This window comes from Parasphingopyxis sp., from assembly GCF_052168295.1.
GTDB lineage: Bacteria > Pseudomonadota > Alphaproteobacteria > Sphingomonadales > Sphingomonadaceae > Parasphingopyxis.
Genome location: NZ_JBQLZN010000049.1, coordinates 19,822 through 39,316, shown reverse-complemented (window position 1 = coordinate 39,316; position 19,495 = coordinate 19,822). Strand labels below are relative to the sequence as shown.

Here is a 19,495-nt window from a genome sequence, read left to right as displayed (position 1 = left end):
CGCGCGCGCGCCGGGGAATTAGGAGCGGAGCGTAACCCCCAAGCGAAAGCGAAACTTCCATGGCCAATGTTACCGTGATCGGCGCCCAATGGGGCGATGAGGGCAAGGGCAAGATCGTCGACTGGCTGTCCGCGCGCGCCGATTGCGTCGTGCGCTTCCAGGGCGGCCACAATGCGGGCCACACCCTCGTCATCGGCAACACGACCTACAAGCTCTCCCTGCTCCCCTCGGGCATCGTCAGCGGCACGCCGAGCTTCATCGGCAATGGTGTGGTGCTCGATCCCTGGGCGCTACGCGACGAGGTCGAGAAACTGCGCGGCCAGAGCGTCGAAATCACCGCCGACGTCCTTCAGGTCGCCGAGAACTGCCCGCTGATCCTGCCGATCCACCGCGATCTCGACGCGCTGCGCGAGGATGCGAGCGGCAAGGGCAAGATCGGCACGACCCGGCGCGGCATCGGCCCGGCCTACGAGGATAAAGTCGGCCGCCGGGCGATACGCGTCTGCGATCTTGCGCATCTCGACGAACTCGGGCCGCAGCTCGACCGGCTCTGCGCGCACCACGATGCGCTGCGCGCGGGGTTCAACGAAGCGCCGATCGACCGCGAGCGGCTGCTAAACGATCTTTCCGAGATCGCCGATTTCGTGCTCGAATTCGCCCGCCCCGTCTGGCGCTCGCTCAACGAGGCGCGCGAACAGGGCCAGCGTATCCTGTTCGAAGGCGCGCAGGGCGTGCTGCTCGATATCGATCACGGCACCTATCCCTTCGTCACCAGCTCGAACACGATCGCCGGCACGGCGGCGGGCGGCTCGGGCCTCGGCCCGAGTGCCGCGGGCTTCGTACTCGGCATCGTCAAGGCGTACACGACCCGCGTCGGCGCGGGCCCCTTCCCGACCGAACTGGACGATGAGAATGGCCAGCGCCTCGGTGAACGCGGCCATGAATTCGGCACGGTGACGGGGCGGCAGCGCCGCTGCGGCTGGTTCGACGCGACGCTGGTGCGCCAGACCTGCGCCGTCTCCGGCGTCAGCGGCATCGCGCTCACCAAGCTCGACGTGCTCGACGGATTCGCGGAACTGAAGATCGGCATCGGCTACGATGTCGACGGCGTCCATTACGATTATCTCCCGCCGAACGCTCGCGAACAGGCCCGCGCGACGCCGGTCTATGAGACGATGGAAGGCTGGAGCGAATCCACCGCCGGCGCCCGCACCTGGAGCGAACTCCCGGCCCAGGCGATCAAATATGTGCGGCGTGTGGAAGAGTTGATCGGTTGCCCCGTGGCGCTGGTGAGCACCAGCCCGGAAAGAGAGGACACGATTTTGGTGCGCGATCCTTTTGCGGATTGAGTGTTCGTATTCCTGCGAAGGCAGGAATCCAGACCCGGGAGTAATGTGGCTGAACGAAGCCGCTAACCGACAGTGCGGAACTGGGCTCCTGCCTACGCAGGAGCACAGACCTTAAGCTTTAATCGGTGCGGCGCTCGTCTGCAGGCGGGCCAAGCCTTGGACAAATCTCTTCGCGAGCGCCAGGCACCGAAGGTAGCCGAGAGATAGATTCTGCAAACCGATCTTGTTCAGCTTCACGGCGCGACAGCGCTTGTTCGGGCGACATCCAAAAGCATGTCGTGATGAACACAACGCCAGTGGTCGGATCGCCTTGTAAATCGGAGGCAGGAACGAAACGCCCGCGACGGTTGACATATCTGCACACCGTCTCGTCAAGTCGAGCATACCCTGAAGTCGCGGTAACGTAACAGCTCTCCACGCTACCAGTTTGTCCGATGAAAAGTCGGGCTTCCACCTCTCCCAACATGCCCAACCTGAGCCCTGAAGTTGGATAATCATGTGGGACGATTACTCGGGACGCCGGCGTTGTGATTGAGACGGCCCGGCTATGATCTTCGCTTTGATGCACTCGAAGTTCCGAATGTATCGACCCCAAGGGCATTAGAATCGCGTCACCAAGCGCCCAGCCAGAGATCTGGAGCGGTGCAGGTGGCGTAGCACACGCCATTGAACTCCACATGGCGCACCAAACAACTACTGCTCGCGACTTCAAGATAGGAAACCTCGTTCAAAATCAGTTTCGTGCAATTCGTAGCTCTCTATATTGCCCCCTCCCCCACACCTGCGCTAGTTTCCGCACACGTCAAAGGGAGAGGACGTCGCCATGAAATATATCGCCGCCGCTGCGATGCTGCTGGCATCGACCAGCGCATTCGCCGCCACCCATACCGTCGAAGCCGGGCCGGACGCGCAGGAGCGCCTTCAGGAAGCGCTGATCATCGCCGAGCCAGGCGATACCGTGGAAATCGGCCCGGGCCGGTTCGAGCTGACCGACGGGCTGTCGCTCGACGTCGCCAATGTCACCGTGCGCGGCGCGGGGCCGGACGCCTCGATCCTCGATTTCAGCAACCAGGTCGGGTCTGGCGAAGGGCTGCTTGTCACGTCGGATGACGTGGTGCTGCGCGATTTCGCCGTGGAAAATACGCGCGGCGACGGGATCAAATCCAAGGAAGCCGACCGGATCGTCTATCACAATATCCGCGTCGAATGGACGCGCGGGCCGCATCCGGACAATGGCGCCTATGGCATCTATCCGGTCGAATCGACGCATGTGCTGGTCGATGGCTCGACGGTGATCGGATCGTCGGACGCCGGCATCTATGTCGGCCAGTCCCAGCAGATCGTCGTGCGCAACAACAACGTCCACTATAACGTCGCGGGTATCGAGATTGAGAACAGCTTCTACGCGGACGTCTACGACAATGTCGCGACCCACAATACGGGCGGCATCCTCGTCTTCGACCTGCCAAGCATCCCGCAGGTCGGCGGCCATTCTGTGCGCGTGTTCCGCAACTTCATCCATGACAACAACACCGCCAACTTCGCGCATGAGGGCAATATCGTCGCGACCGTGCCGGCGGGCATGGGCGTGATGGTGATGGCGCATCGCAATGTCGAAGTGTTCAACAACATCATGGCCGATCACGGATCGGGAAACATCCTGCTGGTCGCCTATCCGAACGATTATGACGATGAGCGCTACAATCCCTATCCGCTGAACGTCACGATCCGAGACAATCTCTATGGCCCGGCCGGCTATAATCCCGATTTCGACGGCGGTGCGGAGTTGCAGGCGGCACTGGGCGGCGACCTGCCGCCGATCATCTGGGACGGCCAGGGCGAAGGCATCCGCGTGTCGGACGATATCGGTGTGCTGTCGCTCGGACTGACGCGGCTGCGCCAGCCTTTCCAGGAAGCGCAACCCGCGCCCGCCGATCTGAGCGATGGCGCGGGATCGGCCGAGCTGCAGGCGGTCGTGCTGCCGGACAGCATGGAGGCCGCGCTCCGGTGATCCGCGCGCTGGCGGCCATGGCCGGCTGGCTGGCGCTCGTCAGCGCCAGCGCGCCCGCGCCCGTGGCACAGGACCTGATCACCGGCGATACGCTACCGCGGAACCTCTCCGAATTTCATTTCTTCACCGACGGCATCGGCCATACGCCGAACGACCGGGTCGTCGGCTATGAACTCAACACGGCGCTTTTCAGCGATTATGCGGTGAAGAACCGCTTCGTCTATGTGCCGGAAGGCCAGACGGCGACCTATAATGCCGATGGTGTGTTCGAATTCCCGGTCGGCAGCGCGCTGATCAAAAGTTTCGGCTATCCGGCCGATTTCCGCGATGCGGACAGCCCGGTCCGCTGGCTCGAAACCCGCGTGCTGCTGCGCCGTGCCGATGGCTGGGTGGCGCTGCCCTATGTCTGGAACGAGGACGGGACGGATGCCGTGCTGCGCCGCGCCGGGCGGCGTATCCCGGTGACGTGGATCGACGCACAGGGCGAACAGCAATCGCTCGACTATCGCGTGCCCAACCAGAATCAGTGCAAGACCTGCCATTCGAGCAATGACGAGATCGCGCTGATCGGGCCGAACGCGCGCAACCTCAACGATGGCCGGCGGCTCGCCCAATGGGTCGACTGGTCGATCCTCGATCGCGCGCCGGACGATGCGCCGCGCGTGCCCGTATGGGACGATGAGAGCGACGGCACGCTCGACGAACGCGCCCGCGCCTATATCGATATCAATTGCGCCCATTGTCACAGCCGCACGGGCAGCGCGAGCAACTCCGGCCTCTTCCTCGGCTATAACGAGATGGACGAGGTCGCGCGTGGTATCCTCAAGCGCCCAGTCGCCGCAGGGCGCGGCAGCGGCGGGCGCGATTACGATATCGAGCCCGGCCATCCCGAACGCTCCATCTTCGTCTATCGCATGCGCTCGCGCGATCCCGGGGTCGCCATGCCCGAACTCGGCCGCGGCATGCTGCACGAAGAGGGCATCGCGCTGATCGAGCGCTATATCGCCGCGATGGACGAGCGGAGCTGAACGCATGACCTCGCGCGAGTCCACCCAGTTCCTGCCGCGCGCGCATGCCGACGAGGCGGCGTTCGACCGGAAACCGGCCGACTGGGCGGCGCTGCTTGGCATCGGCGCGATCCAATGGCCATGGCTGTTGCGCTCGCTGCGCGGGGGGAGCCAGACGGACAAGCAGGAATTGCTGGCGCGGCTCGAGCTGCCGCCCGACGCACTGCCCAATCTTGGGAGCTGGAAGGCCGATGTCGCGCTGCTGGGCAAGATCGCCGACCGGATATTGACGACCAAACCGCAGACGGTCGTCGAGTTCGGCGCGGGCGCGTCCACCCTGATCGCCGCGCGTGCGTTGCAGATGGCGGGCCATGGCGGGCGTCTGATCAGCTTCGACCAGCATGCAGACTTTGTCGACGCGACACGCCAATGGCTAGCCGAGCATGACCTGTCGGCCGAGATGCACGCCGTGCCGCTGACCGCGCCGCCCGATCCGTGGGACGGGCTGTGGTACGATCATGGCGCGCTGCCCGACGATATCGATCTCATGCTGATCGACGGGCCGTGCTGGACCATCCACCCGTTCACGCGCGGCGGCGCCGCCCAGGCCTTCAACAAGATCGCGGTCGGCGGGATGGTGATGCTCGACGATGGCGCACGGCCGGGCGAACGCATCCTGCGCCGGCGCTGGGCCAAGGCCTATCCGGATTTCGATTTCGAGCTGGTCAAGGACGGCACCAAGGGCACGGTGATCGGCGTCCGGCGCGCTTAGGGTCAGGGCCTAAATATCGTCGGCGCTCCGCAATTCTTCCGTGTCGAGCTCACCAAGCATGCTCGCCGTCGTCACCGTCACCGTGGCATCGCCGGTCACATTGGTCGCGGTGCGCATCATGTCCATGATCCGGTCGACCCCGGCGATGAAGGCGATCGCTTCGAGCGGTACGCCGACCGCCGCGAAGACCGCGCCCATCATCACCAGCCCCGCGCCCGGAATGCCCGCGGCCCCGATCGAACCGACCGTCGCCAGGATCGCGATGGTCACATAGTCGGTCATGCTCAGATCGACGCCGAACATCTGCGCGCCGAACAGGGTGGCGAGGCCCAGATACATCGCGGTGCCGTCCATGTTGATGGTCGAACCCAATGAGACGACGAAGCTCGACGTTGGCCGGCTGACGCCGAGATTGCGCTGGGTGCAGCGCAAGGTCACCGGCAGGGTCGCGGAAGAACTCGCGGTCGAATAGGCGACCGCGATCGCATCGATCATGCCGCGGAAGAAGCCGATGATCGAAACCCGCGCGAGAAAGGCGAGGATGCCGACATACATGACGCCGATGATCAGCAGGCAGCCGAGATAGTTCATGCCCACCAGCTTCGCGAGCGCGTAGACCGCTTCGAGGCCCAGCGTGCCGACCACCCAGGCGATCAGCGCAAAGACGCCGAACGGGGTCAGTTCCATCACCAGGATCGTGATCTTCTGGAAGATCAGTGCGCCGCCATCGAAGATCTTGGCGATCATGGCGGCGCCTTGTACGCCCGCGTCGGTCTCCGCCTCGTCGTCATCCTCGACATCACCGCGCGCGAGCAGGATGCCGATCCCGACCAGCAGCGAGAAGACGATCAGCGGCAGTACCTGCACCTTGGCCATCACGTCGACCGGGCTGACGGGTATCATCGAGCGGATCATCTCCTGCCAGGTCGGCTGGTCCGGGTCGGGGACCTCACCCATCTGCAGGTTGGCGGTGTCGACGCCGATACCCGGCTCGAACCAGGTGCCGAGCGCAAGGCCCAGCCATACCGCGACCTGCCCGGTCACCACGAACAGCAGGATCGCGCGCCAGCCTACGCTGCCCAGCCGCCCGATATTGCCGATCGACGCGACGCCGGCGACGACGCTGAAGAAGATCAGCGGCACGATCAGCATCTTGATGAAATCGATGAAGATATCGCCGATAATCTTGATGCTTTCGGCGCCGGGGCCCCAGATATAGCCGGTAATGCCACCGAGGATCAGCGCCGCGACGACGCGCTGCCAGAGCGGGATTTCAAACCATTTCCTGAGCACGCAACATCTCCCCCGCCCTATGGCGCGTCTTTGCTACCGGCCGATCAGCGGCACCGCAACTGCTAGGCAAACAGGAAGGCGATCGTGCAGCAGGTCGTGAAACCCACGGCCGCGGTCAGCGGCAGACCGGCCTTTACGAAATCGAGGAAGCGATAATTGCCGGCCGCGTAGACGAGCGTGTTGGTCTGATAGCCGATCGGCGTTGCGAAGCTCGCCGACGCCGCGAACATCACCGCGATCACGAGCGGTCGCGGATCGACGCCGAGCTGGTTTGCGAGGCCGATCACGATAGGCGTAACGATGACGGCCACCGCGTTGTTCGTGACGATCTCGGTCAGCAGCACCGAAAGGATATAGACGACGAAGATCAGCGACCAGGTCGGCACCGTTTCGAGGATCGGCACGATCGCTCCGACGATCAGCCCGACACTGCCCGCCTGTTGGAGCCCCACGCCGACCGCCAGCATCGCGAAAATCAGGATCAGCACGTTGCCGTCGATGGATCCCCAGGCCTCTTCCGCGTCGATGCAGCGCGCCGCGAGGATCGCGCCCATGCCGAGGATCGCGGCGACGGCCAGCGAAACGATATTGAGCGCGGCGAGCGTGACGACGGCCGCCAGCGCGAGGATCGCGATCGGCGCGCGGTCGCGCCGAAACTCGCGCGTCCGCGTCTGGCCGACGCCGAGCAGGTTCGGGTTCTCGTACATGCGCCGGATCGCGTCTTCCGATCCCGTCACCAGCAGATGGTCGGCGGCGCGCATGCGCGCATTGGCCATATCCGGCCCGGGCAGCTGGCGGTGGCGCGTGATGCCGATGATGCGCACCCGCAGCCGGCTGAGAAACGGAATGTCGGCCAGCCGCCGCCCGAGGCTCGGATGGGTCGGCGCGATCGTCGCCTCGACCAGCGCTTCGCTGTTCGCGCTCGGGCCGTTCTTGCCGGCGATCCCCATTTCGAACTGGCGGGTGCGGCGCAGCGACAGCAATTCGGTCATGTCGGTGCGGATGATCACATGATCCCCGGCCATGGCGACTTCTTCGGCGAGGTTCTGCCGGATGAATTCGTCTCCGCGCTTGATCGAAAGCACTTTCAGCCGCGTAGGCCGGAGCGCCGCGAGTTCGCTATATCTGCGGCCGATAACGTCGCCATCGTCGGGCACGATCAGCTCGGTCAGAAAGTCCGTGTCTTCGGTACTGCGATAGAGCGATGTAGGATCGCCCTTGGGCAGCAATATCGGCCCCAGTATGGCCAGCGTCACCGCGCCCGCGAGCGCGGCCATGAGGCCGTAGGGCGAAATTTCGAAAATCCCGAACGCTTCCATGCCTTCCTGCCGGGCGACAGCGTCGACGATCAGGTTGGTGGACGTGCCGATCAGCGTCATCGTGCCGCCGAGGATGCAGATATAGGAAAGCGGTATCAGCAGCCGCTTGACCGACATGCCGGTCGCCTCGGCGAGCCGCGCCATGATCGGAATGAGCACGAGCACGACCGGCGTATTGTTCATGAAGGCCGAGGCGACGAACGCACCGATGAACAGTTCGAACAGCGCGAGCTTCGGCCGTTTCGCCGCGCGCGCGACGATGCCGGAGGCCAGCGCGTCGATCGTACCGGTCCGCAGAAGCGCGCCGGACAGCACGAACATCGCCCCGATCGTTATCGGCGCCGGGTTGGAAAAAACGGAAAGCAGCCCGTCGGAATCGAGTATGCCAAGGAACAGAAACGTGCAGGCGCCGAACAGCGCGATGACCGCTGCGGGGAAGCGTTCGAACAGAAAGGCGACGAACATGATGCCCAGGATCGCGAGGCCGATAACCGCCTGATTGGCATCGATAAAGGCTTGTATGGATTCCAACTCTACCCCCAAACGAGTTGGTTTATCACCCGCATTGCGCCCGGTGAAGCAACATTTGATCGGCGAGAACAAGCGCCATCATCGCCTCGACCACCGGGACGCCGCGAATGCCGACGCACGGATCGTGCCGGCCTTTCGTGGAAATCTCCGTCGCTTCGCCATCGCGCGTGACCGTTTTGAGCGGCGTCAGGATCGAACTGGTCGGCTTGAAGGCCGTCCGGCACACAATCGTATCGCCGTTCGAGATCCCGCCGAGAATGCCGCCCGCATTGTTCGAAAGGAAACGGGGGCCTTCGTTGCCGGGTGCCATCTGGTCGGCATTGTCGCGCCCCGTGATCCGCGCGGCTTCGAAACCGTTGCCGATCTCCACGCCCTTCGTGGCGTTGATCGACATCATCGCCGCCGCCAGCTCGCCGTCGAGCTTCGCATAGACGGGCGCGCCCCAACCGGCGGGAACGCCCGTCGCCACGCATTCGGCAACGGCACCCAGCGAATTGCCGTCCTTGCGCGCCGCATCGACGGCCGCTTCCCATTCTTCCGCCGCAATGGAATCGGGCGAGAAGAAGCTGTTGGTATCGATCGCGGCATCATCGAACCGCGACCGGTCGATCGGAATGCCGCCAAGTTCAGTCAGGTAGCCGCGGATCCTGACATCCTCGCCAAGCACTTTGCGCGCAACCGCCCCGGCCGCCACCCGCGCCGCCGTTTCGCGCGCCGAAGACCGCCCGCCGCCGCGCGGGTCGCGGAAACCGTATTTCGCGTCATAAGTATAGTCCGCATGGCCGGGCCGGTACTTCGCCGCGATTTCCGAATAGTCTTTCGATCGCTGGTCGACATTCTCGATCATCAGATGGATCGGCGTGCCCGTCGTGCGGCCCTCATAGACGCCCGACATGATCTTCACCGCATCGGGTTCGCGGCGCTGCGTCGTGTGGCGCGACTGGCCCGGACGGCGCTTGTCCATCCAGGGCTGGATATCGCTTTCGTCAAGCGCGATCCCCGGCGGGCAGCCGTCGATGACAACGCCGAGCCCCGGCCCGTGGCTTTCACCCCAGGTCGTGAAGCGGAACACATGGCCGAAGCTGTTGACGCTCATTTCTCGAGCGCGATATCGGGCGCATCCTCGGCTTTCATGCCGATCACATTATAGCCGCTATCGACATGGTGGATCTCGCCGGTAACGCCCGCAGACAGATCGCTGAGCAGGTAGAGCCCCGCACCGCCGACATCCTCGATCGTGACATTGCGGCGCAATGGCGAATTGAGCTCGTTCCATTTGAGAATGTAGCGGAAATCGCCGATGCCGCTCGCGGCCAGCGTCTTGATCGGCCCGGCGGAAATCGCGTTCACGCGGATATTGTCGGGGCCCAGATCCATGGCGAGATATTGAACGCTCGTCTCGAGCGCCGACTTCGCCGGCCCCATAACGTTATAATGCGGGACGACCTTTTCCGCGCCGTAATAGGTGAGCGTCAAAATCGAGCCCCCGTCGGGCATCATATCGGCCGCGCGCTTGGTGACCGCCACCATCGAATAGACCGAGATGTTCATCGTCATCAGGAAATTGTCGAGGCTGGTATCGACATATTTGCCGCGCAATTCGTTCTTGTCGGAAAAGCCGATGGCGTGGACGACGAAATCGATCGTCTCCCAGCGCTCTTTCAGCGTCGCGAATGCCGCATCGAGCGCGTCCATGTCGGACACGTCGCATTCGATCAGAAAATCCGAACCCAGGCTTTCGGCGAGCGGGCGTACGCGTTTTTTGAGCGCTTCGCCCTGATAGCTGAACGCCATCTGCGCGCCCTGGCCAGCAAGCTGCTGCGCGATGCCCCATGCCAGCGACTTGTTGTTGGCGAGCCCCATGATCAGCCCGCGTTTCCCTTCCATCAATCCCGCCATTACGGTTCCTCGATCTGAATTTCAGGCGCAGCTTCGCCTAACCGCTCCCTTAGCTCGCTTTCGGGCACTTCCGCCAGTGCCGCGTTGAAATGCGCACCGACGACAACGCCATAGCCGATCACGAAGAAGAACATCATCGAGAGCATGAAGCCGGCAAGGCTGCCATAGGTAAGGTCGTAGCTGATGAGGTTGGACAGCACGATCGGCATCAGCGCGGTCGTACCCAGCCACCACACCGTCACGAGCAACGCGCCCGGCCATTTCGGGTAGCGCCGCGCCCGGTATTCGCGCGGCGTCAGCGTCCAGAAGACGAGATAGAAGGCGAGGAAAATGGCCAAAGCGGGCACGACGCGGGAGATGGTGACGAGCACGCGATACTCTTCGAGTACGGGCAGCACGTCATAAATGAACTGTTCGAGACCCGTGATCAGGAACTGGAGCGCGAAGGCGAGCAAGGCGAGCGCAACGGCGATTATGACCAGCCCGATCGAGAAAAGGCGGTACTCGTAAAAGGGCCGGCCATAGGAGGTCCCATAGGCACGGCGCAGGATTTCGCGAATGGTCTCGATAAAACTGGTGGTGGTCCAGAGGCCGATCGCCGCGCCGATCCACAAGAGATTGCCGGTCCGTGCCGAAAGCACGCTCGCAATCGGGTCCTCCAGCGCCGATGCGACGGTAGGCGGCACGCTTTGCAGGAACACCGAAACGGCCTGCAGGCCATCCTCCGTCCGCCCGACGATCTGCGCGATCGCCGCGAGCACGATGAAAAAAGGAAAAAGCGCGAGCAGCGCCATGAAGGCCAGATTGCCCGCATGGACGAAGCCCTCGGCATAGACGCCCTCCGCCATGCGCTTCAGCGTCGTCCAGCCCCAGGTGCGCGGCTCGGGTCGTTCGAGCGGCCGCCCCTCGCGTATCCGAAGCTCGTCGAGCCTGCGGCGCGCCTCAGGCGATTGCGAAGCTTCGTGCGTCAAAAGCCAAACCGCATGTGCATGGATTTAGACACCGAATTCGGAGCGCGGATTCTGCGGCTTGCCGGGTTTCCAGCTCTTCACGAACTCGGCGAGATCCTTGTCGTCTTCGGGCAGATCGATTTCGAGCTTCACGAGCTGATCGCCCCGGCCGCCGCCCTTCTTGTGGAAACCCTTGCCCTTGAGCCGCAGCGTTTTGCCGGACGCCGCATTTTTCGGCACGGTCAGCATGACAGGGCCGTCGACGGTCGGCACCTTGATCTTCGCACCGAGCACCGCCTCGTCGAGACCGATGGGAATGTCGAGCCGGATATTGTCGCCGTCGCGCTCGAAGAATTTATGGTCCTGGACGAGGATCGTGACGATCGCATCGCCCGCGCCGCCAGGGCCTTCCTGCCCCTGTCCAGAGAGACGCATCTGCGTACCGGTCTCCACGCCGGGTTTCAGCTTGAGATCGATGGTCTTGCCGCTCGACAGGGTAATACGCTGGTCGTCGAGGCGCGCGGCCGCCTCGAACGGCACGGCGAGCTTGTAGCCCATGTCCGCGCCCTTGCGCGGCGGCGCCTGGCGCCGGCCGAAACCGCCGAACGGCCCGCGCGACGAACTCGTACTCCGGCCCCCGCCGCCGAACAGGCCTTCGAAGATATCGCCGATATCGCCGGCTTCGGAGAATTCGAAATGCGTGCCCTCGCGCCCCGGACGGCCGCCGCCGAAGCCGCCGCCGGCAAACGGATGCGTCGGATTGCCGTCGGCATCGATCTCGCCGCGGTCGAACTGGGCGCGCTTGTCCTTGTCGCTCAACAGGTCATAGGCATTGGTGGCCGCGGAGAATTTCTCGGCCGCCTGCGGATTGTCCTTGTTGCGATCCGGATGCAGTTCCTTCGCGAGCTTGCGATAGGCGGACTTGATCTCCGCTTCGCTCGCGCCGCGCGACACTCCCAGAGTAGCGTAAGGATCTGCTGCCATAGTGTCCGTGTCGTACATCATGTCCCATTAGCCAACTGTTGCAAAAATACAACAATCGAAATGGGGGAGAGTTCCCTCTTTTTCAAGCGGTTTTCGGCAAGCCGTGGATGCGGCGGACGATCAGATAGATGCACAGCCCGAGCGGCCCGAAAAGGAAGGTCGCGAGCAGGATCGGCGCCTGCACGATACGGGACAGGGATATCGCATCGGCGTTGCGCGCAACCCACAGGCCGACGAACAGATCGAACGCCAGATAATGGACCCAGCCGAGCGTTAGCCCCGCATCGTTCGCAAAGATCGTGCGTACACCCTCGATGGTGGAGAAATCCGGTGCCTCGCCGCCCGGCGCCGGCGCGAAGACCATCAGATAGATCAGCAGCGTCGCGTAGAAGAGACTGAGCAGGCCGACCGCGCCCTCGCGCAGGATCGTGAAGACGATCTCTCGCCGCGGTCCGAAGATCAGCGCCACCCAGGCAAGCAGCGCGAACAGGTTCGCCATGCTGAATATCGTCGGCCAATCCATATCGTTCCCCCCGAACGCTTGCCGTTCATCGAATTGATTTCCGGCGTTGATAGACGATGCCCGGCTGCCCTAGAAGCCCCGGCATGACCGACGATCCACACGCCATATTCACCGCATGGGCCGCCGAAGCGCGGGCCAGCGAGATCAACGATTCGAATGCGATGGCGCTCGCCACGACCACGCCGGACCATCAGCCCTCGGTCCGCATGGTGCTGCTCAAGGGGCATGATGAACGCGGCTTCGTCTGGTACACCAATCTCGAAAGCCGCAAGGCCGAGGAGCTGCTAGCCACCGAAAAGGCGGCCTTGCTTTTCCACTGGAAATCGCTGCGCCGCCAGGTGCGGATCGAAGGCCCGGTGAGCCGCGTGTCCGACGAAGAAGGCGACGCCTATTTCGCCACGCGCAGCCGGGATTCGCAGCTCGGCGCCTGGGCCTCCGACCAGTCGCGCCCGCTCGACAGCCGCGAGACGTTCGAGAAGCGCTACGAAGAGATGCGCGAGCGGTTCGAGGGACAGGACGTGCCGCGCCCGCCGCACTGGTCGGGCTTCCGCCTCGATCCGCAGCGCATCGAATTCTGGGAAGATCGCGAACACCGCCTCCACCATCGCCGCGTGTTCACGCGCACGGCGGACGGCTGGGACGAAGGTCTGCTTTACCCCTGACGAGATAATCGGGCTTTCGGCTCGCTTCCCGCGCGCCTATGCGCCGTGGCGAAGGGAGACAGGCCATGCCCACGCTGCGCCTCGTGCAGATCGACGCTTTTTCAAAGACCGCATTCGGCGGCAATCCCGCCGCCGTGATGCCGCTGGAAAACTGGCTGGAAGACGATGTCCTCCAAGCCATCGCTGTCGAGAATAATCTCAGCGAGACGGCCTATTATCTGCCCGCCACGGACGATCGCGATGCCGATTTCGAGCTGCGCTGGTTCACGCCGGGCGCCGAAGTTGCGATGTGCGGCCATGCGACACTCGCCACCGGTCATCTGCTGCTGAGCGAGAATCCGGATATGGACGCGGCGCGCTTCCGTACGCGCAAGGCCGGCGTGTTGGAAGTGCGGCGATCGGACGGCGGCTACGAACTCGACCTGCCCATTACGCCCGTCGAACCGGCCGAGCGACGCGACCTGCTCGATGCACTGGGCACGCCCGATGGCGAAGTGTTCCTCTCGGTCGCAGACTCGGCCGAGGACACGGCGATCATCCGGCTCTCCGACGAGGCCGCCGTGCGCGGCTGCAGCCCCGACTTCAAGGCGCTTGCCGATATCCATCTGATGGCAATCGTCACCGCCGAAGGCAGCGATACGGATGTCGTCAGCCGTGTCTTCGTTCCCGCCTGGGGGATCGACGAGGATCCGGTGACCGGTTCCGCCCATGCCGCGCTCACGCCCTTCTGGGCCGAACGGCTGAGCCGCGACAGTTTCACGGCGTTTCAGGCCAGCGCGCGCGGCGGCCATCTCGGATGCCGCCTCGACGGAAACCGCGCCGTGCTGTCCGGCCATTGCGCAACCGTTATCGAAGGCGAGTTTTTCTTACCCTAGAACCGTTAGTCCTGAGCCTGTCGACGGGCGCCTCTCCGACCGAGAATCGGGCTTCGACTGGCTCAGACCTAGCGGTGTGGGTAGGCCCTAGCGCGCGCCGCCCATCACGCCGAACTGTTCGGGCAGGGTGACGAGGATATCGTCGACCTGCACGCTGCCGCGCTGCACGACCAGTTCCTGGTGATTGCGCTGCGCATCGCCGGTTTCGGCCTCGATACAGTTGCGCCCGTCGCACTGTTCGCGGAAGCGATAGCGGAGATAGGAGACGAGCTCGCCGGCCGTGATGTTGCCGTCGGCATTATCGTCCGCCTGGCCGCCCACGCCGTCCGAGAAGAAGCGCGACAGATAGCCGCCCGCGTTGAATTCCGACGCGACGAGGCTCGTCAGATCCTCTTCCGAGCTGAACAGCCCCATCATGTTGGGCCGCGTTATCAGGTCGCGTTCGAACCCGCCCGAGAAGCAGGCGTCCAGCACGATCATCGTCGTGCCCGCATTGATGTTCGCGAACATCGCGGCGAGATCGTCGTCCGTCAGTTCCTCGCCATCGCCGAAGACGAGCGTCTCGTCGCGCCCGTCCAGTTCGCCGCGATCGTTGGGATCGTCGACCTGATTGCCATGGCCGGAGAAGAAGAAGAGGAAGATATCGTCCGGCCCGGCCTGCGCCGCGACCCGCTGGAACGCGCTGCGGAATGCTGGCAGCGTCGCATCCTGGTTGGTCAGCAGGATGCTCTCCTGCCGCAACATGCCGAGTTCCTCGAACTTCTGATACAGTTTCGCCGCATCGCTGTCGGTGAAGCTGAGATCGGACGTGTTACCGCCATAATCGGCGATGCCGACCGAGATTGCGAAGACCTGGCGCTGTTCCGGATTGGCCGGAATGCGCGTCGTGCCCTCGCTCAGCGCGAGCCGGAAGGTGCCGGTTTCGCCCGGCGCATAGCTGGTCGCGATCAGCGTGTAGATGCCGTCTTCCTCCAGCACGCGCTCGAACCGGCTGTTCAGCGAATCTCCGGTATCGTCGATATCGACCTGCTCGCCGGACGGAGATTGCAGGATCAGATAGGTGTCGAACTCGTCCGAGCTCAGATCGATCGTCACGGGCTGGCCGCGCCGGCCTTCGAAGCTGTAGCGTTCCAGATATTCGCCGCTGCCCAGCGTTTCGTCGTCCTTGCCGAGTTCGCTCGTCAATGTCCGTCCGAAGCTGAGCGGCGCGGCATTGCCGGCGACCGTGGCGGTGTCGGCCACGCCGTTACGGTTCAGGCCGGTCGCGAGCTCATAGTCTCCCGTCGAACCGCGCCCATAGCTGGTCACCGCGATCGTATACTGGCCGTCCGCCGGCAGCGTCGCGAGCACGCGGCTGTTGAGCGTCGGCTCGCGCGCCGTGCTGTCATCGTCGTTGCGCACGCGGAAATTGTCCGGGCCCATCAGCGTCAGCATCGTGTCGAAATCGCCCGATGCGCGCAGGTCGATGCGCTGTCCCCGCGTACCGTTGAACACGTAGCGGTCGGTGTAGCGGCCGGCGACCTCTGCATCGCCGTCCGAAGAGAGGCTGCCGTTGCGCGTCTGGCCGATCGCGATCGATTGCGGCGGGATGACGGCCTCCGCCACCTGCAGCGATTCGGTGGACACGAGGCGGATCGTATAGGCCCCGGTGTCCGAAGGGCGGAAAGACTGGGCGCGCACCGCGAGTTCCCCGGATGCGGGCATCACGAAGTCCAACCGGCTGTTCGTCGTCTCCGGAACCCAGTGATTATCATCGTTCACGAGCCGCGTGCCATCCGGCAGCCGCGCCTCGAGCTTGGTATCGAACGCCTCGGATTCGAGGATCACGGAGACGCGCTGGCCGGCGGCCGCGCGTACCGTCCATTCGTCATAATATTGGTCCTTGCCGCCGGACACCTGATCGCCGGCCGCGAGCTCGCCCTGCGCGGTCTGCCCCAAGCGCAATGCGCCGTCCTGCGCCTGGCCCATCACCGGCGGGCTCAGCGCAATCGCCATCAGCGCGACGCCGCAACTTGCCAAGATCTTCGATTTCATGTCCGTGCCTTCCCCAATGCGCCGACCCATGACCCCCATGGCATGGCTGCGGTGAAGCGGGGCTGAACAGCGGCAAGCCGTTTTGCGGCCGCTTCCCGCGTGTCTCTAACGGCCAAATGGCGCGAGCGCTATGACCTGAAACACAGCTTTCGAACTAACCGAACGCCTCGAAAATCCGGGCCAGCCGCATCACGACCGCCTCCCGCAACTCGCCGTCCGGCGTGTTGCCGAGCCGCACGACCGTGAGCCCCTGTTCCGGCGAGACCATGATATATTGGCCCAGATGTCCGTTGAACGCGAACAGCGTGTTCGGCGCGCGCTCCGGGAACAGCACCGGCGTATCGTACACGCCGCCGGGCCGGTTCAGCCATGTCTGCCCGCCATATTCGCCGTTGAGCGGCGACGGGGTCAGCATGAAGGAGCGCCATTCGGGCGAGATAATTTGCGTGCCGTCCGGCCCCTGCCCGGTGCGCATGACTTCGCCGAGCCGCGCCCAGTCCCGCGCCGTCGCGTGGATCAGGCTGCCGCCGATTTGCGTGCCGCTCGCGTCGAACTCGAAAAAGACGCTCGATATACCCGCGGGTCCGAGCAGCCGCTGTTCGGCAAAACGGCGATAGGCGGCGGCGCGCTCGCCGGGATCCTCGGAGTCGGTCAGCGCATCGGCGATGATGCGCGACAGGATAACGGTCGTCGCGCTTGAATATTCGAACTTTTCGCCCGGATCGGCTTCGAGCGGCTGCGACACGGCATAGCCCGCCATATCGTCGGTCCCGCTCGTGAAGAGCATCCGGTTGGTATCCGAATCCCAGATCGGATCGTTGACCTCGGTATGTTCGAGCCCGGACGCCATATGCAGCAGGTGACGGAGCGTGATCGCCCCGCGCCGATCGTCTTCGCCCTGCCATTCGGGTATCGGCGCGGGCGCATCCAGTTCCAGCACGCCATCCTCGACGAGAAAGCCGACAAGCATCGCCGTGAGCGTCTTCGCCATCGACCAGGAGATGTAGCGCATATCGGCCGTGTATCCGGGCGCGTAGCGTTCCGCGACGATCTCGCCCTCATGCATGACGAGCACGACGCGCGTTTCGCCGACGACATCCGCGCTGAACAGATCGTCGACGAGGGGCGTAATATCGGGGCGCGCGACGGTCGATGTTTCGGTGGCGGCCGGTTCATCGGCGGACAGCCCATCATCCGCCGGATCGGTATCGAGGACGGGCGCGGCGGCTATCGCTACCAAAGCGGCGCCGGCGGCCATCGGGACGAGCCATCTTTGCTTCACCATCGCATCACGCTACGGCTGCCGGCCATGAAAGTGAAGCGGCCAATCCTCACCGGCACGATCATCGTGCTGCTGGTCCTGCTGATCGCCGTGATCGTCTATGCGATGCGGATGCGGCCGACGGTGGAGCTCGGTGTCGGCTATGGCGCGCATGTCGTCTGCTCCTGCCGCTATATCGGCGGGCGCGACATGGAGAGCTGCTACAATGATTACGAGCCCGGCATGGAGATGATCTCGATGACCGAGGACGAGGCGGAAAGACGCATCACGGCGAGCGTGCCGCTGCTCGCGAGCCGCTCGGCGCAGTTCCGCGAAGGTTTGGGCTGCGTGCTGGAGCCATTGCCCGGCGCCGACTAGACCGTTAGCCGCGGCGCGCCATGCCGCCGGTTTTCACCCATGCCAGACAGAATAGCAGCGCCAGCAGCAGGTCCGGCGCCGTCGTGGTGACGAGCGCGGCTTCGACGCGCCCTTGCAGATAGAGCATGGTGCAGGCCCCGAAGAAGGAGAGCTTGCCGAGCGCGCCGATCAGCATGATCGGGCGGTAACGAACGGGATCGATCGCGATGAGCGCATAGACGAACTGCCATGCGAGGACGACGCCGACAAATCCGTAATAGAGTTCGGGGCGGGCGACCGGCGGCGGGAAATCGGCCGCGATCCGGCTTTCGAGGAAATAGAGCGGAGCGATAATCGCGATGCCCCAAACCGCGGCGATGCCGAAGGTCCAGCGCGCGAACCGCATCAGGCCGCCAGCGCTTCTTCCGCGGCCACCGTCTCCGCGATCCAGCCGCCGCCCATCACGCGGTCGCCCTGATACAGCACCGCCGCCTGACCGGGCGCGACGCCGTATTCGCTGCGGTCGAACGTCACCATCTCGCCATCGAAGCGCGCAGGCCCGGGCTTGGCGAGCGAGCGAACCTTGGCGGTCATCGTGCCGTCATAGCTCTCACCCAGCCAGTTCAGATCCTCGATCCGCGCCGCGCTGACCGCCAATGCCGATTTCGGACCGACGACGACGCGCCGCGTCTCCGGCTCCAGCTTCACGACGTAAAGCGGTTCGGGCTGGCCGCCGATCTCGAGGCCGCGCCGCTGTCCGACCGTATAATGGATGAGCCCCTTATGCTCGCCAAGCACCTCGCCCGAACGCGTGACGATCTCGCCGCCCTCGCCCGCTTCGGGCCGCACCTTCTTGACGATACGGGCATAATCCCCGTCGGGCACGAAACAGATATCCTGGCTGTCGGGCTTCAGCGCCACCGCGAGCCCGAGCTCCTGCGCAATCTCGCGGACCTCGGCCTTGGGCATGCCGCCCAGCGGGAAGCGCAGATAGTCGAGCTGGTCGCGCGTCGTTGCGAACAGGAAATAGCTCTGGTCGCGCGCCGGATCATGGGCGCGATGCAATTCGGGTCCGCCTTCGCCGATCACGCGGCGGACATAATGGCCGGTCGCCAGGCAATCCGCACCGAGATCGCGCGCCATGCCGAGCAGGTCGTGAAACTTCACGCTCTGGTTGCAGCGGATACACGGGATCGGCGTGCGCCCGGCCATATATTCGTCGGCGAAATCGTCGATCACCGATTCCCGGAAGCGGCTCTCATAGTCGAATACATAATGCGCGATGCCGAGCTTTTCGGCGACGGCGCGTGCGTCCCGGATATCCTGCCCCGCGCAGCAACTGCCGGTGCGGCCTGTCGCTTCGCCATGATCGTAGAGCTGCAAGGTAATGCCGATCACCTCCGCGCCGGTCTTCGCGGCGAGCGCGGCCACGACCGAGCTGTCGACGCCGCCCGACATGGCGACGACGATCCGGCTCTCGCCCGCCGGGCGGTCCAACTGGAAATCGGTCTCGGTCATGGCGCGCTATTTAGGGTTTCGGAACGCCGCACGCAAAGGGCAATCCATCCCGCCATTTCTGCTTTGCTAACCAAAATACGCGGATTCCGCCGCAATTCCTCACCAAAGCGTTGCCGGCGCCTTTACCACGTTTTCAGCCTTGCTGCGTAA

The 19,495-nt window shown here is 64.1% G+C and carries 19 protein-coding genes; 7 read left to right on the top strand and 12 right to left on the bottom strand.

Translation table 11 applies throughout. The features are described 5' to 3' along the window. Positions 1-59: 59 nt before the first annotated feature. A complete protein-coding gene (locus tag ACTS1Z_RS08730) occupies positions 60-1,349 on the top strand; it encodes an adenylosuccinate synthase (protein ID WP_442624065.1) in 1,290 nt (429 codons plus the stop codon). Positions 1,350-1,467: 118 nt separating this feature from the next. On the opposite strand, the gene ACTS1Z_RS08725 is transcribed toward ACTS1Z_RS08730, so the two are convergent. Next, positions 1,468-1,950 (bottom strand): energy transducer TonB, encoded by a 483-nt coding sequence (locus ACTS1Z_RS08725; RefSeq protein WP_442624064.1) that lies wholly within the window; start codon positions 1,948-1,950, stop codon positions 1,468-1,470. Positions 1,951-2,172: 222 nt separating this feature from the next. On the opposite strand from ACTS1Z_RS08725, the gene ACTS1Z_RS08720 reads away from it, so the two are divergent. Genes ACTS1Z_RS08720 through ACTS1Z_RS08710 form a run of 3 tightly spaced genes read left to right on the top strand, consistent with a single transcriptional unit; the run spans position 2,173 to position 5,139 of the window. Next, positions 2,173-3,360 (top strand): parallel beta-helix domain-containing protein, encoded by a 1,188-nt coding sequence (locus ACTS1Z_RS08720; RefSeq protein ID WP_442624063.1) that lies wholly within the window; start codon positions 2,173-2,175, stop codon positions 3,358-3,360. Then, positions 3,357-4,388 carry an SO2930 family diheme c-type cytochrome gene (locus tag ACTS1Z_RS08715; protein ID WP_442624062.1) on the top strand — a complete coding sequence of 344 codons (1,032 nt, stop codon included), beginning with the start codon at positions 3,357-3,359 and terminating at the stop codon, positions 4,386-4,388. Before ACTS1Z_RS08720 ends, ACTS1Z_RS08715 begins: the two co-directional genes overlap by 4 nt. A gap of 4 nt (positions 4,389-4,392) precedes the next feature. After that, positions 4,393-5,139 (top strand): hypothetical protein, encoded by a 747-nt coding sequence (locus ACTS1Z_RS08710; RefSeq protein WP_442624061.1) that lies wholly within the window; start codon positions 4,393-4,395, stop codon positions 5,137-5,139. Positions 5,140-5,148: 9 nt separating this feature from the next. Here the strand turns inward: ACTS1Z_RS08710 and ACTS1Z_RS08705 are convergent, their stop codons facing one another. The 7 genes from ACTS1Z_RS08705 to ACTS1Z_RS08675 all read right to left on the bottom strand — a co-directional run bounded on the left by ACTS1Z_RS08705 (position 5,149) and on the right by ACTS1Z_RS08675 (position 12,638). Then, positions 5,149-6,432, bottom strand: a complete 1,284-nt coding sequence (locus tag ACTS1Z_RS08705; protein WP_442624060.1) for a dicarboxylate/amino acid:cation symporter — start codon at positions 6,430-6,432, stop codon at positions 5,149-5,151. A 62-nt stretch (positions 6,433-6,494) separates the two neighbouring features. Beyond that, a complete protein-coding gene (locus tag ACTS1Z_RS08700; RefSeq protein WP_442624059.1) occupies positions 6,495-8,282 on the bottom strand; it encodes an SLC13 family permease in 1,788 nt (595 codons plus the stop codon). 25 nt (positions 8,283-8,307) lie between these two features. Beyond that, positions 8,308-9,378, bottom strand: a complete 1,071-nt coding sequence (gene aroC / locus ACTS1Z_RS08695) for a chorismate synthase (RefSeq protein WP_442624058.1) — start codon at positions 9,376-9,378, stop codon at positions 8,308-8,310. Beyond that, positions 9,375-10,181, bottom strand: a complete 807-nt coding sequence (gene fabI / locus ACTS1Z_RS08690) for an enoyl-ACP reductase FabI (RefSeq protein WP_442624057.1) — start codon at positions 10,179-10,181, stop codon at positions 9,375-9,377. Before fabI ends, aroC begins: the two co-directional genes overlap by 4 nt. Then, complete coding sequence (locus tag ACTS1Z_RS08685) at positions 10,181-11,152, bottom strand: YihY/virulence factor BrkB family protein (protein ID WP_442624056.1); 972 nt, start codon at positions 11,150-11,152, stop codon at positions 10,181-10,183. Before ACTS1Z_RS08685 ends, fabI begins: the two co-directional genes overlap by 1 nt. A 24-nt stretch (positions 11,153-11,176) precedes the next feature. After that, the gene (locus ACTS1Z_RS08680; RefSeq protein WP_442624055.1) at positions 11,177-12,136 is read right to left on the bottom strand and encodes a DnaJ C-terminal domain-containing protein; all 960 of its coding nucleotides are present in this window, start codon (positions 12,134-12,136) and stop codon (positions 11,177-11,179) included. 61 nt (positions 12,137-12,197) lie between these two features. After that, complete coding sequence (locus tag ACTS1Z_RS08675) at positions 12,198-12,638, bottom strand: ABA4-like family protein (RefSeq protein WP_442624054.1); 441 nt, start codon at positions 12,636-12,638, stop codon at positions 12,198-12,200. Between the two features lie 83 nt (positions 12,639-12,721). Between ACTS1Z_RS08675 and pdxH the strand changes: the two genes are divergently transcribed. Continuing rightward, positions 12,722-13,300 carry a pyridoxamine 5'-phosphate oxidase gene (gene pdxH / locus ACTS1Z_RS08670; protein WP_442624053.1) on the top strand — a complete coding sequence of 193 codons (579 nt, stop codon included), beginning with the start codon at positions 12,722-12,724 and terminating at the stop codon, positions 13,298-13,300. Between the two features lie 65 nt (positions 13,301-13,365). After that, entirely contained in the window at positions 13,366-14,175 is an 810-nt protein-coding gene (locus ACTS1Z_RS08665) for a PhzF family phenazine biosynthesis protein (RefSeq protein WP_442624052.1), read from the top strand. Positions 14,176-14,262: 87 nt separating this feature from the next. Here the strand turns inward: ACTS1Z_RS08665 and ACTS1Z_RS08660 are convergent, their stop codons facing one another. Then, on the bottom strand, positions 14,263-16,209 hold the full coding sequence (locus ACTS1Z_RS08660; RefSeq protein ID WP_442624051.1) for a caspase family protein: 1,947 nt from the start codon (positions 16,207-16,209) through the stop codon (positions 14,263-14,265). 154 nt (positions 16,210-16,363) lie between these two features. Next, a complete protein-coding gene (locus tag ACTS1Z_RS08655; RefSeq protein ID WP_442624050.1) occupies positions 16,364-17,494 on the bottom strand; it encodes a serine hydrolase domain-containing protein in 1,131 nt (376 codons plus the stop codon). A 24-nt stretch (positions 17,495-17,518) separates the two neighbouring features. On the opposite strand from ACTS1Z_RS08655, the gene ACTS1Z_RS08650 reads away from it, so the two are divergent. Next, the gene (locus tag ACTS1Z_RS08650; RefSeq protein WP_442624049.1) at positions 17,519-17,848 is read left to right on the top strand and encodes a hypothetical protein; all 330 of its coding nucleotides are present in this window, start codon (positions 17,519-17,521) and stop codon (positions 17,846-17,848) included. A 4-nt stretch (positions 17,849-17,852) separates the two neighbouring features. On the opposite strand, the gene ACTS1Z_RS08645 is transcribed toward ACTS1Z_RS08650, so the two are convergent. Then, on the bottom strand, positions 17,853-18,233 hold the full coding sequence (locus ACTS1Z_RS08645; protein WP_442624048.1) for a hypothetical protein: 381 nt from the start codon (positions 18,231-18,233) through the stop codon (positions 17,853-17,855). Then, complete coding sequence (mnmA, locus tag ACTS1Z_RS08640) at positions 18,233-19,345, bottom strand: tRNA 2-thiouridine(34) synthase MnmA (protein WP_442624047.1); 1,113 nt, start codon at positions 19,343-19,345, stop codon at positions 18,233-18,235. Before mnmA ends, ACTS1Z_RS08645 begins: the two co-directional genes overlap by 1 nt. Positions 19,346-19,495 lie beyond the last annotated feature (150 nt).

What these genes read in the sequence shown, in the direction of transcription:
- ACTS1Z_RS08730 (WP_442624065.1), top strand. Translation starts at nt 60, where the DNA reads ATGGCCAATGTTACCGTGATCGGCGCCCAATGGGGCGATGAGGGCAAG.
- ACTS1Z_RS08725 (WP_442624064.1), bottom strand. Translation starts at nt 1,950, where the DNA reads ATGCCCTTGGGGTCGATACATTCGGAACTTCGAGTGCATCAAAGCGAA.
- ACTS1Z_RS08720 (WP_442624063.1), top strand. Translation starts at nt 2,173, where the DNA reads ATGAAATATATCGCCGCCGCTGCGATGCTGCTGGCATCGACCAGCGCA.
- ACTS1Z_RS08710 (WP_442624061.1), top strand. Translation starts at nt 4,393, where the DNA reads ATGACCTCGCGCGAGTCCACCCAGTTCCTGCCGCGCGCGCATGCCGAC.
- aroC (WP_442624058.1), bottom strand. Translation starts at nt 9,378, where the DNA reads ATGAGCGTCAACAGCTTCGGCCATGTGTTCCGCTTCACGACCTGGGGT.
- fabI (WP_442624057.1), bottom strand. Translation starts at nt 10,181, where the DNA reads ATGGCGGGATTGATGGAAGGGAAACGCGGGCTGATCATGGGGCTCGCC.
- ACTS1Z_RS08680 (WP_442624055.1), bottom strand. Translation starts at nt 12,136, where the DNA reads ATGATGTACGACACGGACACTATGGCAGCAGATCCTTACGCTACTCTG.
- ACTS1Z_RS08675 (WP_442624054.1), bottom strand. Translation starts at nt 12,638, where the DNA reads ATGGATTGGCCGACGATATTCAGCATGGCGAACCTGTTCGCGCTGCTT.
- pdxH (WP_442624053.1), top strand. Translation starts at nt 12,722, where the DNA reads ATGACCGACGATCCACACGCCATATTCACCGCATGGGCCGCCGAAGCG.
- ACTS1Z_RS08665 (WP_442624052.1), top strand. Translation starts at nt 13,366, where the DNA reads ATGCCCACGCTGCGCCTCGTGCAGATCGACGCTTTTTCAAAGACCGCA.
- ACTS1Z_RS08660 (WP_442624051.1), bottom strand. Translation starts at nt 16,209, where the DNA reads ATGAAATCGAAGATCTTGGCAAGTTGCGGCGTCGCGCTGATGGCGATT.
- ACTS1Z_RS08655 (WP_442624050.1), bottom strand. Translation starts at nt 17,494, where the DNA reads ATGGTGAAGCAAAGATGGCTCGTCCCGATGGCCGCCGGCGCCGCTTTG.
- ACTS1Z_RS08650 (WP_442624049.1), top strand. Translation starts at nt 17,519, where the DNA reads ATGAAAGTGAAGCGGCCAATCCTCACCGGCACGATCATCGTGCTGCTG.
- ACTS1Z_RS08645 (WP_442624048.1), bottom strand. Translation starts at nt 18,233, where the DNA reads ATGCGGTTCGCGCGCTGGACCTTCGGCATCGCCGCGGTTTGGGGCATC.
- mnmA (WP_442624047.1), bottom strand. Translation starts at nt 19,345, where the DNA reads ATGACCGAGACCGATTTCCAGTTGGACCGCCCGGCGGGCGAGAGCCGG.